The 13,537-nt window shown below is 71.8% G+C and carries 10 protein-coding genes; 6 read left to right on the top strand and 4 right to left on the bottom strand.

What is annotated here, in order from left to right; genetic code table 11:
- Positions 1 to 33: 33 nt before the first annotated feature.
- Together ABZ463_RS11745 and ABZ463_RS11750 are read left to right on the top strand one after the other, a co-directional pair.
- Positions 34 to 1,602, top strand: coding sequence for a PucR family transcriptional regulator ligand-binding domain-containing protein (locus ABZ463_RS11745; RefSeq protein WP_352011343.1), 1,569 nt, complete (start codon positions 34 to 36; stop codon positions 1,600 to 1,602).
- Between the two features lie 10 nt (positions 1,603 to 1,612).
- The gene (locus ABZ463_RS11750) at positions 1,613 to 1,834 is read left to right on the top strand and encodes an RNA-binding S4 domain-containing protein (RefSeq protein ID WP_352011344.1); all 222 of its coding nucleotides are present in this window, start codon (positions 1,613 to 1,615) and stop codon (positions 1,832 to 1,834) included.
- 3 nt (positions 1,835 to 1,837) lie between these two features.
- Here the strand turns inward: ABZ463_RS11750 and ABZ463_RS11755 are convergent, their stop codons facing one another.
- Positions 1,838 to 4,234, bottom strand: a complete 2,397-nt coding sequence (locus ABZ463_RS11755; protein ID WP_362775573.1) for a germacradienol/geosmin synthase — start codon at positions 4,232 to 4,234, stop codon at positions 1,838 to 1,840.
- Between the two features lie 284 nt (positions 4,235 to 4,518).
- Here ABZ463_RS11755 and ABZ463_RS11760 point away from each other — a divergent pair, with 284 nt between their 5' ends.
- From ABZ463_RS11760 to cutA, 4 genes are read left to right on the top strand one after another with little or no spacing between them, the layout of a single operon-like run.
- Positions 4,519 to 5,916 carry a solute carrier family 23 protein gene (locus tag ABZ463_RS11760; RefSeq protein WP_352011346.1) on the top strand — a complete coding sequence of 466 codons (1,398 nt, stop codon included), beginning with the start codon at positions 4,519 to 4,521 and terminating at the stop codon, positions 5,914 to 5,916.
- Positions 5,913 to 6,806 carry an FAD binding domain-containing protein gene (locus ABZ463_RS11765; protein ID WP_362775576.1) on the top strand — a complete coding sequence of 298 codons (894 nt, stop codon included), beginning with the start codon at positions 5,913 to 5,915 and terminating at the stop codon, positions 6,804 to 6,806. The genes ABZ463_RS11760 and ABZ463_RS11765 overlap by 4 nt, the downstream gene beginning before the upstream one ends.
- 5 nt (positions 6,807 to 6,811) lie before the next feature.
- The gene (locus ABZ463_RS11770; protein ID WP_352011723.1) at positions 6,812 to 7,285 is read left to right on the top strand and encodes a (2Fe-2S)-binding protein; all 474 of its coding nucleotides are present in this window, start codon (positions 6,812 to 6,814) and stop codon (positions 7,283 to 7,285) included.
- Positions 7,282 to 9,726: an aerobic carbon-monoxide dehydrogenase large subunit gene (gene cutA / locus ABZ463_RS11775; protein WP_362775578.1), complete on the top strand. Its 2,445-nt coding sequence runs from the start codon at positions 7,282 to 7,284 to the stop codon at positions 9,724 to 9,726. Before ABZ463_RS11770 ends, cutA begins: the two co-directional genes overlap by 4 nt.
- Here the strand turns inward: cutA and cydB are convergent.
- The 3 genes from cydB to ABZ463_RS11790 all read right to left on the bottom strand — a co-directional run bounded on the left by cydB (position 9,684) and on the right by ABZ463_RS11790 (position 13,420).
- Positions 9,684 to 10,625 (bottom strand): cytochrome d ubiquinol oxidase subunit II, encoded by a 942-nt coding sequence (gene cydB / locus ABZ463_RS11780; protein WP_352011349.1) that lies wholly within the window; start codon positions 10,623 to 10,625, stop codon positions 9,684 to 9,686. The genes cutA and cydB overlap by 43 nt on opposite strands.
- Positions 10,626 to 10,637: 12 nt before the next feature.
- Positions 10,638 to 12,077 (bottom strand): cytochrome ubiquinol oxidase subunit I, encoded by a 1,440-nt coding sequence (locus tag ABZ463_RS11785; RefSeq protein ID WP_352011350.1) that lies wholly within the window; start codon positions 12,075 to 12,077, stop codon positions 10,638 to 10,640.
- 467 nt (positions 12,078 to 12,544) lie between these two features.
- Positions 12,545 to 13,420 (bottom strand): polysaccharide deacetylase family protein, encoded by an 876-nt coding sequence (locus tag ABZ463_RS11790; protein ID WP_362775581.1) that lies wholly within the window; start codon positions 13,418 to 13,420, stop codon positions 12,545 to 12,547.
- Positions 13,421 to 13,537 lie beyond the last annotated feature (117 nt).

Here is a 13,537-nt window from a genome sequence, read left to right on the forward strand (position 1 = left end):
CTGACAGACGGCCTTATCGGTGACAATCACGTCATGGAACCTCCTGTACGGCTGGCGAGCACCGGAACCATCACCCACGGCGTGGCCGTAGGCGAGGTACTGGGCGCCTCGACACTCGCCGGGGCCAGGCTGCTGGCCGGAGGGCGCGGCCTCGGCAGGATCGTGCAGCGGCTCAACGTCATGGAGGTTCCCGACATCCTCGCCTGGGTGAAGCCGAACGAGTTGCTGCTCACCACCGGCTACCCGCTGCGCAACACCCCGCAGTCACTCGACCGGCTGGTCAGCGACCTGGACGAACGCGGCCTGGCCGCGCTGGGCATCAAACTCGGCCGCTATCTGGACCGGCTGCCCGAGGAGATGGTCGAACAGGCCGACCGGCTCGGGTTCCCGCTCATCCAGCTCCCCGAGGACGTCGGCTTCGACGACATCCTCAACCAGGTCCTCACCGACATCCTCAACCGGCAGGCCGCGGCGCTGGCCAGGGCGGAGGAGGCGCACCGGGCGCTGGTCCAGGTCGTGCTCGCGGGCGGCGGGCTGGGCGAGGTGACCGAGGAGGTGGCCGGGCTGCTCGGCGCCGCCGTCGCCGTACTGGACGGGGCGGGGCAGGTGCTGGCCGCGGCGGGGCCCGCCGAGCAGGTGGCCGGGCTGCGCGCGTCGGGAGCGCGGGACCGGGGGGAACACCTTTTCGTCCCCGTCGTCGCGGGCGGCCACCACCACGGGCGGATCGTCGCCTGCGCCCCGCCGAGGCCGGGGGAGAACGACATCGGCATCCTGGAGCGCGCGGCCACCGTGGCCGCGCTCGTGATCACCAGGCAGGAGGCGGTGAACGCCGTCGAGAGCAAGTACCGCGCCGACTTCCTGCGCGACGTGCTCACCGGCAGGGCGGGCAGCGCCGAACGGGTCGCCGCGCGGGCCAAGGCCTTCGGCTGGGACCTGCGGCGCCCGGTGACCGTCCTGGTCGCCGAACTCGACCCGGACGGCGACGAACGCGTCGCCCAGGACAGGCTGGTCACCTGCTGGACCAGCGCGATGCGCCGTCACGACGGGCACGGCGCGGTCGCGGGCTTCTCCCACGAGGTCGTCGCGGTCGTGGACGCCGCCGTGGACACCACCCGCCTGGCCAGGGACGCCGTCGCCGCGTTCGCCGAGTGCCTGCCCGCGACCTTCTCGACCGGCGCGAGCCGGACGGCCGCCGGGATCGAGGTCCTGCCGGAGGCGTACGGCCAGGCCGTGAAGGCCGCCAGGGTCGGCCGCCAGCTCCACGGTCCCGGCGCGGTCGCCCACTTCGACCAGCTGGGGGTCTACCGGCTGCTCTCCCTGGTCAGCGACACCGAGGAACTGCACGCCTTCGTCCGTGAGACCCTCGGCCCGCTCGCCTCCGACACCGACGCCGACAACGGCGACCTGCGCAGGACCCTGCAGGTGCTGCTGGAGACCAACCTCAACGTCGCGGAGACGGCCAGGCGGCTGCACTTCCACTACAACACCCTGCGCTACCGGATCGGCAAGCTGGAACGGATGCTGGGCGACTTCACCGAGGACGCCCATCTGCGGCTGAACCTGACCCTGGCCCTGCACGTCCTGCGGATGCGGGGCATCTAGACTCACGGGCGTGGACGAGACCTTTGAGCTGGAAACCGACTACATCCCGTTGTGCGACCTGCTGAAGTACTGCGCCGTGACCGACACGGGCGGCCAGGCCAAGCACTTCATCGCCGAGGGCAACGTGACGGTCGACGGGCGGGTCGAGCTCCGCAAGACCTGCAAGATCCGCGCCGGACAGGTCGTCGCCGGGGACGGCTTCGAGATCCACGTGGTCGCCCCCGGCGGCTGACCGTCACGCCGGGCCGCTCCCCGAGGGGGACGGCACGGAGACCGGGGAGAGCCTGGCCGCGGACGTGCCGAGCCCGGAGGGCCTCCTGAACGCGGCGACCCCCGCCGGGGCCGGGGCCGCCGGAGCCGGTGCGGGGGAGGAGGGCACGTCGCGCGCGGCGGCGGGGCGCAGGCGCAGCGCCGAGGTGCCCGGCCCCGAGGGCAGGAACCGGGAGACCACCGTCGCGGGCACCACCGCGGACACGGAGCCGTGGTGGTGGCGGCGCAGCTCGGCCTCGGTGTACCGCGCGCACCTGCGGTGCCACTCCAGGATTCCCGACATCCACTCCTTGAGGCCGTCGGCGTGCCGGGTGAGGACGCCGCGGACCTCGTCGCCGAGGCCGAACTCCTCGAACATCGCGGGCAGGTCCTCCTCGACGATGTGCTGGAACTGCCGCATCCGCGCCGTCATCAGGTCCGCCACGACGTCCCTGGCGGTCAGCCGGTCCACCTGGAGGAAGTTCTCCACGACCAGCACCATGTTGTGGACCTCACCCTCGAACTCGACCTCCTTCTGGTAGGAGAACAGGTCGTTGGTGAAGGTCGCGTAGTCCTGGGCGGCGGTGTCCAGCTCACGCATCACCCTGGTGTGGTACAGCTCGGCGGGCACCAGGTCGTAGTGCGCGAGCTTGGCCAGGCTCATCGTCAGGCCGGAGCCGAACGTGTCGCGGCGCATCTCGACGTAGTCGACGGGGTCGGGGACCCGGTTGCCCGTCTGGTTGCCCAGCTCCCACAGCCAGCTGCTGGTCATCGCCTCGATCGCCGCGCGGAAGTCACGCCTGGCGGCCTCGTTCATCGGCGCGGCCGTACGGTGCCACAGGTCGGCCAGGCCCCGTTCGAGCGGGTTGAGCGGCTCGGGGACCGCGCCCAGGTCGATCGGCATGAACAGGCCGAGCCGCTCGTCGCAGAGCTTGGCCGCGGCCAGGTCACGGGAGGCGCCGAAGACCACGGGGTAGTAGTCGTCGCCGTAGGTGCCCCAGGACAGCCAGTCGGACGACAGGTTGAGCTGTTCGAGACTCGCGTCGGCGTGGATCATCGAGGCGCAGTGCGCCAGGTCGAAGAGCAGGAAACGCCGCTCGTCCCAGACGCCGCCGGCCTCGACTCCGGGGATCGCGTCGAACAGGCCGACCCGGCGCGCCCAGCCGACCGAGTCGCGGCGGGCGGCGTCCAGGTGGGGGCTGATGCGGACGGGATAGGGCATGTGGAAGTCGGGCAGCGGCAGGTGCCCGACCGGCTCGAAGGGCCGGTGGGACTGCTGGCGCGTCCTGCGGGCCAGGCCCGGCGTCAGCGCCGCGGTCGGCAGCCGCGCGGCCGAGGTACCCAGACCGAGCGGCCCCCTGGAGACGCCGGGGGAGGTGACGGCCCCCTCGTTCATGTAGCGGCTCGACCTGGCGTGCCACTCGTGGCCGCCCGACTGCCAGTCCTGCAGGCCCTTGACGTACAGGCCGACCGCGACCTGCTCGTCCGGGGGCAGGGCGTGTTCGGCCAGCAGTGCCGGGATCTCGGCGAGCGCGGTGTCCTCGAACTGCAGCAGCCGTGAGGTCAGCAGTTCGTTGACCAGTTCGGCGGCCTCCTGGGTCGGGCAGTCGAGGAAGCGCTCGAAGACCAGGACCGCGTTGGAGTTCTCCCCCTCCTCGCGGACCTCGCGCTGGTAGGAGAACAGGTCGTTGCGCAGGTGCACGGCGTCGGAGAAGGTGTCGCACAGCACGTGCAGCGGCCTGGTCCCGGCCAGGACGTCGGGGATCTCGGCGCCGACGGCGTACTCGACGAGGTTGGCCGACCAGGGTGCCCCGCCGACCCTGCGCCGCATCTGGATGTACTCGATGGGGTTGGCGATCCTGCCCTGGTCGATGTTGTGCAGCTCCCACATCGACTCGATCATCAGGTTGTGCGTGCTGGTGATGAACCGCCGCCGCCACCCGGCCGACATCGAGGGGATCGTCCGCCTCCACAGGTCCTTCAGCCCGGCCTCCGCGGGGTTCCCCGGCTCGGGCGGCTCCTGGCCGTCCACGGTCATGAACAGTTCGAGCCGGTCGAGGTGCGCCTTGGCGCCGCGCAGGTCACGCGAGTGCTTGAAGTGCTCAAGGAAGTGGTCGTCGAAGAAGAACACCCAGACGTACCAGTCGGTGATCAGGTCCAGGGCGGGGCCGTCGCAGTCGGGGTGGGTGTAGGCGCACATCAGCGCGTAGTCCATCTTCGCCAGCGCCTGCTCGTCCCAGACAAGACCGCCACCGGGCTTGGGGGAGTCGAGCATGCCCATCTCGCGGGCCCAGGCGTTGCTGTGCGCGCGGGCACGTTCCAGATGCGGATTGAGCCTGGCGGGGTGCGGGATGTAGAAGCCGGGCAGCGTGAAAGCCTGCATGGGGGCGCGCCTACTCTTCTCTGGGGCCGATCAGGACGGTTCACTCAAAGTCGCGAAAGCGCCACTCACCGTACTGCATCACATGGTCGTACCGGGAGTTCTCTGACCAATCTCTCCAACCTCCCCATGATCACACAGCTGGGTTTCGCACGTGGTGCCTACGGGAAACCCTCCGTAGACCCTCGCCCGTCCGTGGCGCGGGCCGCGACGACGGCATGGGAGTTCGCCGGAGGGAAGCCTGCGGGGCGGCCGCCGACCGACGGCCCGGTGAGAGGTGGGGCTTGATGGTTGCGGGGTGGACCAAACACGGGGACGGCAGGACCCTCGCACCCGGTGAGGTCGTCAAACCGGACGAGCGGATGTCCTGGCCGCGCATGGTCGGCTTCGGCGCGCAGCACGTCGTGGCGATGTTCGGCGCGACGTTCGTCTTCCCGCTGGTCATGGGCCTCGACCCCAACATCGCCATCATGTTCTCCGGCGTCGCGACGATCATGTTCCTGCTCGTCGTGAACGGCAGGATCCCCAGCTACCTCGGCACCAGCGCCTCCTTCGTCGGCGGGGTGCTCGCCATCAGGTCCCTGTACGGCGGGGACACGCCCGCGGCCGACGCGGTCGTCACCGGCGCCGTCCTCGTCGTCGGGCTGGTGCTGGCCCTGGTCGGCCTCGCCGTACATCGGCTGGGCGTGCAGGTCATCAACCGGGTCTTCCCGCCGGTCGTCACCGGCGCGGTCGTCATGCTGATCGGCTTCGGGCTGGCCTACGTGGTCGCCGACGTCTACTGGCCGCAGGACCAGTGGATCGCGCTGGTCACGATGACCGCGACCTTCCTGTTCCTCGTGGTCCTGCGGGGGTTCGCCGGCCGGATCGCCATCCTGCTCGGCCTGGTCCTCGGCTTCGCGCTGTCCTGGGCGGCCGACCGGGTCCTCGGGGACGTCACCGCCTACAACGCGGTGACCCAGCGGATCGACACCCATCCCAGGGTGAACCTCTCCGCGGTCGCCGACGCCGCCTGGGTCGGGTGGCCGGACACGCACCTGCCGGACATCAGGGTCTCCGCCGTGCTGCTGGTGCTGCCCGCGGTGATCGCGCTCGTCGCGGAGAACGTCGGCCACGTCAAGGCCGTCGGTGAGATGACCCGCACCGACGTGGACCCCTACCTGGGCAGGGCCATCGCGGCGGACGGCCTGGCCACCGCCGTCGCCAGCGCCTTCGGCGGCTCCCCGACGACCACCTACGCGGAGAACATCGGCGTCATGGCCGCGACCAGGGTCTACTCGACGGCCGCGTACTACATCGCGGCCCTCATCGCGATCCTGTTCGGTCTGTGCCCCAAGTTCGGCGCGCTGGTCGCGGCGACCCCGGGCGGTGTGCTCGGCGGCATCACGGTGATCCTCTACGGCATGATCGGCCTGCTCGGCGCGAAGATCTGGGTGGAGAACCGCGTCGACTTCTCCGACCCGGTCAACATGGTGCCGATCGGGGCGGGGATCATCCTCGCCATCGGCCCGGTCAGGCACACCTTCGGCTCGGCCTTCACCCTTGAGGGCATCGCGCTGGGCACCGTCGTGGTCGTCGGCGGCTACCACCTGTTGCGGGTGCTGCGACGCGGAGAGCGGGAGGGCGGGGGAGCGGCAGGCGGCCAGGACAGCGGAGGAACGGGCGAGGGAAGGGCGGCCGGGTGAAGCCTCCCCCGTTCGACTACCACGCCCCCCGTTCCCTCGGCGAGGCGCTGGAGATCCTCGCCGCCGCCGGACAGGAGGGCAAGGTCCTCGCCGGGGGACAGAGCCTGATCCCGATGCTGAACATGCGCCTGACGCATCCCCGGCACATCGTGGACGTCAACGGGCTCACCGAACTGGCCACCGTGGAGGCCGGGCCCGGCGGCGTCCTGGTCGGCGCGCTGGCCAGGCACGCCCAGGTCGAACACTCCGAGCAGGTCGCCGCCGTACAGCCCCTGCTGCGCAGGGCGCTCAGGCTGGTCGCCCACCCGGTGATCCGCAACCGGGGGACCGTGGTCGGCAGCCTGGCGCACGCCGACCCCGCCGCCGAACTGCCCGCCGTGCTGGCCCTGCTCGGCGGTTCGGTACGGCTGGCGAGCGCGGGCGCGACCAGGGAGGTCCCCGCGGGCGCCTTCTTCACCGGTCCCCTCGAATCGGCGCTGCGGCCGGGAGAACTGGCCGTCTCGGCGCTGTTCCCCGCCCTGGCGCCGCGTTCGGGCACGGCCTTCCACGAGGTGGCCAGGCGGCACGGCGACTACGCGGTGGCCGGGGTGGCCGCGCTGGTCGTCCTGGACGAGGACCTGCGGGTCGTCACGGCCAGGGCGGCGTGCGTGAGCGCCGGGCCGGTCCCGGTGGTCGTGGACGTCTCCGGGGCCTGCGGCCACCGCCCGTGGGGGTCGGCCGACTGGCGGGGCGCGGCGGCGGCCGTACGGGACGGGACGGAACCGGAGGCCGACATCCACGCGAGCGCGGACTACCGGCGGCACCTGCTGGGGGTGCTGGCCGAACGGGCGCTGACAGAGGCGGCCCGGCAGGCGGCGCAGGAAGTGGAGCGGAAGGCGGCGCGCGGGTGAGGGACATCGCGATCACCCTGACGGTCAACGGGGTCGTACGGCGGGTCACGGTGCCGGGGCGGCGGCTGCTGTCGGACTGCCTGCGGCACGACCTCGGGCTGACCGGCACACACGTCGGGTGCGAGCACGGCGTCTGCGGCTGCTGCACGGTGCTGTTCGACGGGCGGCCGGTGCGCTCGTGCCTGATGTTCGCGGCGAGCGCGGACGGGCACGAGGTGACGACCGTGGAGGGGCTCGCGGAGCCGGACGGCACGCTCTCCCCGGTGCAGCGGGCCTTCGCCGAGTGCCACGGCCTGCAGTGCGGGTTCTGCACGCCGGGGTTCCTGTGCACGGTCACCGCCCTGCTGCGCGACAACCCGGCGCCGGGTGAGGAGGAGGTCGTCGAGGGGCTCTCCGGCAACCTGTGCCGGTGCACCGGCTACCAGAACATCGTCAGAGCGGTCCACCGGGCCGCCGAGATCCTGGCGGAGGAGCGGTGACGACACGGCTGTTCGGGGAGCCGGTACGGCGCAGGGAGGACCCCAGGCTGCTGACCGGCGGGGGCCGCTACCTGGACGACATCGGCAAGGGCGCCTTCGAGGCGGCGTTCGTCAGGTCCCCGCACGCGCACGCCGTGATCCGCGACATAGACGTCTCGGCGGCGATCGACGTCGAGGGGCTGGTGGCGATCTACACCTGGGAGGACCTGCCCGCCCGGCTGGCCGAGCCGCTGCCGCTGCTGATCCCGCACCCGGCGCTGACCCACGGCCGCACCGCCCACCCGCTGGCGCGGGACGTCGTCAGGCACGTCGGCGAGCCCGTCGTGATGGTCGTCGCCCGCGACCGCTACCTCGCCGAGGACGTCTGCGCGCTGATCGAGGTCGACTACGAGCCGCTCACGCCGGTCGTCGGCATCGAGCGGGCGCGGCGCGCCGAGACGCTGGTCCACCGGGACGTGCCGGGCAACGTCGGCGCCCACCTGGTCCAGGAGGTGCGCTCGGCGACCGGACTGGGCGCCCGGGAGGCGATCGAGGCGGCGCCGTACCGGCTGGAGTTCGGCCTGGACATCGAGCGCAGCGCCGCCACGCCCCTTGAGGGGCGCGGGGTGCACGCCCGCTGGGACGCCGGGGACCGGTCGCTGCGGGTGCATTCGAGCACCCAGACCTCCACCAGCGTCAGGATGGCGATCGCCGCCAAGCTCGGCCTGCCGCTGCCCCAGGTCGAGGTCGTCGCCCCGGACGTGGGCGGCGGGTTCGGCGTCAAGATCGTGCACCCCTGGCCGGAGGAGGTGCTCGTCCCGTGGGCCGCCATGCTGCTCGGCCACGAGGTCAGGTGGACCGAGGACAGGCGTGAGCACTTCGTCTCCTCGGCGCACGAGCGCGCCCAGGCGCACCACGTCCGGGTCGGCTTCGACGACCGGGGACGGGTGCTCGGGCTCGACGTGACGATCCTGCACGACCACGGCGCCTACACGCCGTACGGGATCATCGTGCCGATCATCACCTCGACCCAGCTTCCCGGCCCCTACAGGCTGGGCGCCTACCGGGTGGAGTTCTCCTCCCTCTACACCAACACCGTGCAGGTCACGCCGTACCGGGGGGCGGGGCGCCCGCAGGCGGTCTTCTGCATGGAACGGACGATGGACCGCATCGCCCGGCACCTGGGCCTGGACCGTACGGCGGTGCGCGAGGCCAACTTCATCCAGCCGGAGGAGTTCCCCTACGACCAGGGCCTGACCTTCCAGGACGGCCGTCCGCTGATCTACGACAGCGGCGACTACCCGGCGTCGCTGCGCATGCTCAAGGAACTCGTCGGCTGGGACGACTTCCCCGCGCTGAGGGAACGGGCCGCGGGACAGGGACGCAGGCTCGGCATCGGCATCGGCTGCTACGTGGAGGGCACCGGGGTCGGGCCGTACGAGGGGGGTCACGTCCAGATCACCTCCGACGGCCGGGTGCACGTCTCGACCGGCCTCACCTCACAGGGCCAGGGCCACGAGACGGTGTTCGCCCAGATCACCGCCTCCGAGCTCGGCGTGCCGATCGAACGGGTCAGCGTGGTCACCGGCGACACCCGCAGGTTCGGCTACGCGGTCGGCACGTTCGCCTCGCGGGCGGCGGTGATGAGCGGCAACGCCATCGCCCTGGCCTGCGGGAAGGTCAGGGAGAAGGCGCTGCGGATCGCCTCGGACGCCCTGGAGGCCGACCCCGGCGACCTGGAGATCGTCGACGGGGTGGTGCGGGTCGTCGGCTCGCCGGGCGCGGGCCTGCCGCTGGCCACGGTCGCGGTGCTGTCCAACCCGCTGCGCTACGCCTTCGACGCGGAGGCGGGCCGGGCGACCCAGTTCGCGGGCACCCCGTCCCCGGACAGGCCGCCGGTCGCCGAGGGGGACGAGCCGGGGCTTGAGGGCCGTGGCTACTACTCGCCGATCCGCTCGACCTTCGCCTCCGGCATGCACGCGGCGATCGTGGAGACCGACCCGCTGACCGCGGAGATCCGCATCCTGCGCTACGCCGTCGTCCACGACTGCGGCAACCTGATCAACCCGATGATCGTCGAGGGGCAGATCCACGGCGGGGTCGCCCAGGGCGTCGGCGGCGCGCTGTACGAGCGGATGGTCTACGACGAGCACGGCCAGTTGCTGAACGCCTCGTTCATGGACTTCCTGATGCCGTACGCGACCGAGGTCCCCCACGTGGAGACCGCCCACCTGCGGACGCCGTCGCCGTTGAACCCGCTCGGCGTCAAGGGGGCGGGGGAGGCGGGGGTCATCCCGGTCTCCGCGGTGATCGCCTCCGCCGTCGAGGACGCGGAGGGCATCAGGATCGACCGGATGCCCATCTCCCCGTCGGAGCTGTTCGACCTGCGCCGCTCGGCTTCCCCTGACCGGCGGACCGGTCAGACCGGCTCGGCGACCAGCCTCTTGCGGAACACCCAGTAGGACCAGGCCTGGTAGCCGAGCACGAAGGGCAGCGCGGCCAGGCCGATCCAGGTCAGCATGCCCAGCGTGTACGGCCCGGAGGCCGCCCCGGCGACGGTGAGGCCGGGCAGCGGGGCGGGCCACAGGGCGCCGAACAGGGCGACGCCGCCCAGCGCGAGCGAGGAGGCGGTCGCGGTGAACGCCCAGCCCTCCCTGCCCCGCCAGACCAGCGCGACCCCGGCGGCCAGGGCCGCCATCGCGGTCAGCGCGCAGGCCCACAGCCACGGCGCGGCGGTCCAGTCGGCCACGGCCGTACGGGCCGCGGGGATGCCGGACAGGGCGACGACCGCGGCGGGCACCGCGACCGCGGAGACCGCCATCGCGGTACGTCGGGCCCTGGCCCGTACGGCTCCGGTCGTCTTGAGGGCGACGAAGACCGCGCCGTGCAGCGCGCAGACCGACAGCGAGAACACCCCGCCGACCAGCGCCGCCAGGGCGCTGCCGTGCAGCAGGTCGGCGAAGACGGCGCCCCACAGGAAGGCGGTCAGCCCGCTGCCGACCATGACGCCCAGGTCGCACCAGGCGCGGTCGGAGGCGTGCTGGACCTTGCCCCGCCACTCAAGGCCGACACCGCGCACGATGAGCCCCGCCAGGATCAGCGTGAGCGGCAGGTAGAACGTGCTGAGCATCCCGGCGTACCAGGCGGGGAAGGCGGCGAACATCGCGCCGACCGCGGTGATCAGCCAGACCTCGTTGCCGTCCCAGACGGGGCCGATCGTGCCGAGCACCTGCTTGCGCTCCGCCTCGTTCCTGGAGAGCACCGGGGCGAGCAGCCCGACTCCGAAGTCGAACCCCTCAAGGACGAAGTAGCCGGTCCACAGGAACGCGATGATCGCGAACCAGAAGGTGGTGAGTTCCATGATCTTGACGCCTCAGTACATCAGGGTCGGCTGGAGTTCGGCGGTCGCGTTCCCGCCCACACCGGAGGGCACGTCCGGCCGGCGCGCGGGGACGGGTTCGGGACCCGCCTTGACGTGCCGGACGATCAGTACGGCCTCGGCCAGCGCGAGCGCGCCGTACAGGGCGGTGAACAGGGCGAGGGAGACGGCGACCTGGCCGAGCCCGACGCCGGGGGAGACGCTGGCGGCGGTGAGCAGCTCACCCTGGACGGTCCACGGCTGGCGGCCGATCTCGCTGAGCAGCCAGCCCGCGATGATCGCGAGGGTCGGCAGCGGCAGGGCGAGCAGGAACGCGCGGGCCAGCCACGAGGGCACCGCGCGCGGCGGACCCTCCCCGCGGCGTCCGCGGCGGCGCCCCCGGGTCAGCCACAGGCCGAGTACGGCCAGGCCGACCGTGGTCATCCCGAAGACGATCATCACGCGGAAGGACCAGAAGACCACCGGCAGGTTGGGGCGGTAGTCGGCCGGGCCGAACCGCTCGGTGAAGCGCTTCTGCAGGTCCTCGGTGCCCTGCACCACGGCCTGCGGGTCGTTGGTCGCCAGGAAGCTGAGCAGCATGGGCACCTCGACGCCGGGCACCGGGGAGAAGGGCGCCCCGGCGGTGTCGTGCCTGAGCCCCTCGGCGGCGGCGAGCTTCATCGGCTGCTGCTCGTACATCAGCTTGGCGGAGGTGTCGCCGCTGACCGCGACGACGGCTCCCGCGATCGCCGTCATGACCAGGGCCGCCCGCACCGGGGTCCGCCACATGTCCGCGCCACGCCGTACGGGCCTGGTGCGGTCGGGGTCGCGCCGTTCCCGCAGGATGCGGTATCCGCACACGGCCAGCACGAAACCGCCCGCCACCACGAACGACGCCGCCACCACGTGGGGCACCTGGGCGGTCGCGGTCGGGTTGGTCAGCACCGCCCACAGGTCCGTCATGCGGGCCTTGCCGTCGACGACCTCGTAGCCGACCGGGTGCTTCATCCAGGCGTTCGCGGCGAGGATGAAGTAGGCCGACAGGTTGGAGCCGATCACCGCGGCCCAGATGGTCGCCAGGTGGACCCGCTTGGGGAGCCGGTCCCAGCCGAAGATCCACAGGCCGAGGAAGGTCGACTCAAGGAAGAAGGCGAGCAGCGCCTCAAGGGCGAGCGGCGCGCCGAAGACGTCTCCCACGAAGACCGAGTACTCGCTCCAGTTCATCCCGAACTGGAACTCCTGCACGATGCCGGTGACCACGCCCATCGCGAAGTTGATCAGGAACAACTTCCCGAAGAACTTCGTCAACCTCAGGTAGTGCTCCTTGCCGGTACGGTGCCAGGCGGTCTGCAACCCGGCCACGAAGACGCCGAGGCCGATCGTCAGAGGTACGAAAAGAAAGTGATAAACGGTGGTGACCCCGAACTGCCACCGTGCCAGGTCTAGTGCGTCCATCTTCCCCTCGCGGGCTGGAGCTCTACAACTCGTAGTTCTACTACTAGTAGTACTACAAGGTGTAGAGCATTGAGAGGGGTTGGCGCCGCGAGCACATGCGATCTCTGTCACATGGCCGGTGGGAGACCGCACATCTCCTCCGGACCAAGATCGTCCCCTCCGGCTCGCGGCGCCTGCTTTCCCCGTGCCACCGGGGCTCCGGGCCCCGGTCGTCCCGGCGGGCGAGGTGCGCGCCCCACCCGCCGGGGAGGGCTCGCGGGTCACCAGGTCCCGCGAGCACACGACCATCGTCGGTCACGTGACCCCCACGGGTCGTCAGCCGCCGGAATGACTCCGGCGTACGCCGGGCGGCGGACCCGCCTCCTCACCGAGACCGGGACGATCCTCCCCGCGCGGATGACCGGGACCTGTTCCGCGGGCCGTCGGCCGGGCGGCCGCGGTGGGCGTGAAGGTCCGCGGAACAGGCCCTAACGCAGCGCCGCCTTCAGGTAGGCGTCCAGGTTGCCGAGCTCGAAGCCCCTGCGTTCGATCTTGTCGACCAGGATGCGGAAGTCCCGCGACAGGTTGGGTCTGAAGTGCATCAGCAGGACGTCTCCCGGGCGCAGCTTCTTGTCCGGCACCTGGTAGGCGATCTTCCCGCCGGGCTGCACGGTCGCGGTCCACAGCAGCAGGGCGTCGACGCCGCAGGACTTGGCGGCCTTACGGGTCAGGGAGTTCTGGTTGCCGAACGGCGGGCGCAGGAGCGTGGGCCTCCTGCCCGTCTGCCTGCGGATCACCGTGGAGGCGCCGCAGATCTCGGCCCGCTGTCCCGCGTAGCCCAGCGTGGGCAGGTTCGGGTGGGTCAGGGTGTGGTTCTCGATCGGCGCCCCCGCGTCGCGCAGGTCGCGCATGTAGCCCCACTTGCCCGCGCCGAGGAACCTGCCGCCCTGGGCGGTCGGGTCGGTCGTGCCCCTGGCCTCGACGGCGTCGCGGGTGACGAAGGCCGTGATCGGGATCCGCCGGTCGCGGACCCGCGCGAGGAAGCCGGGGTCCTGCTCCCAGCCGTCGTCGATGGTGAGGAAGACCACCTTCCTGGTGGTCGGGATCGAGCTGATCACCGGCGGCAGCCCGTCGGCGGGCCGGGGGATCCTGCCGACCTCCCCGGGTCTGGGCAGCACGCCGGGCGGGCCCTGCGGGCGGGCCGGGGCCGTGGTGGGGGTCGTCCTCGCGGAGGGTTCCCCGGCGGCCCGCCCGCCCGTGCCCGGCCTCGCGTCGCCGCCGGTCCCCGCCGCGCACCCCGCGCTCGCCGCCAGGGCCGTGAACACGGCCGCCGTCCTGATCGCCCACGACGTCCCCGAAGTCATGGGGCACCATCCTGCCAGTAACAGAAGCCTCAATTGGCTGGTAAACCCCTGATCTCCCTGCGAAACCCCTCATAACCGGTGTATCAGGGGTGGGGCCAGCACTACCACGATCCGGGG

The sequence above is a fragment of the Streptosporangium sp. NPDC020145 genome, assembly GCF_040631275.1.
GTDB lineage: Bacteria > Actinomycetota > Actinomycetes > Streptosporangiales > Streptosporangiaceae > Streptosporangium.

Coding starts and splice junctions, on each gene's coding strand:
- ABZ463_RS11745 (WP_352011343.1), top strand. CDS start 34: ATGGAACCTCCTGTACGGCTGGCGAGCACCGGAACCATCACCCACGGC.
- ABZ463_RS11755 (WP_362775573.1), bottom strand. CDS start 4,234: ATGCAGGCTTTCACGCTGCCCGGCTTCTACATCCCGCACCCCGCCAGG.
- ABZ463_RS11760 (WP_352011346.1), top strand. CDS start 4,519: ATGGTTGCGGGGTGGACCAAACACGGGGACGGCAGGACCCTCGCACCC.
- cydB (WP_352011349.1), bottom strand. CDS start 10,625: ATGGAACTCACCACCTTCTGGTTCGCGATCATCGCGTTCCTGTGGACC.
- ABZ463_RS11785 (WP_352011350.1), bottom strand. CDS start 12,077: ATGGACGCACTAGACCTGGCACGGTGGCAGTTCGGGGTCACCACCGTT.
- ABZ463_RS11790 (WP_362775581.1), bottom strand. CDS start 13,420: ATGACTTCGGGGACGTCGTGGGCGATCAGGACGGCGGCCGTGTTCACG.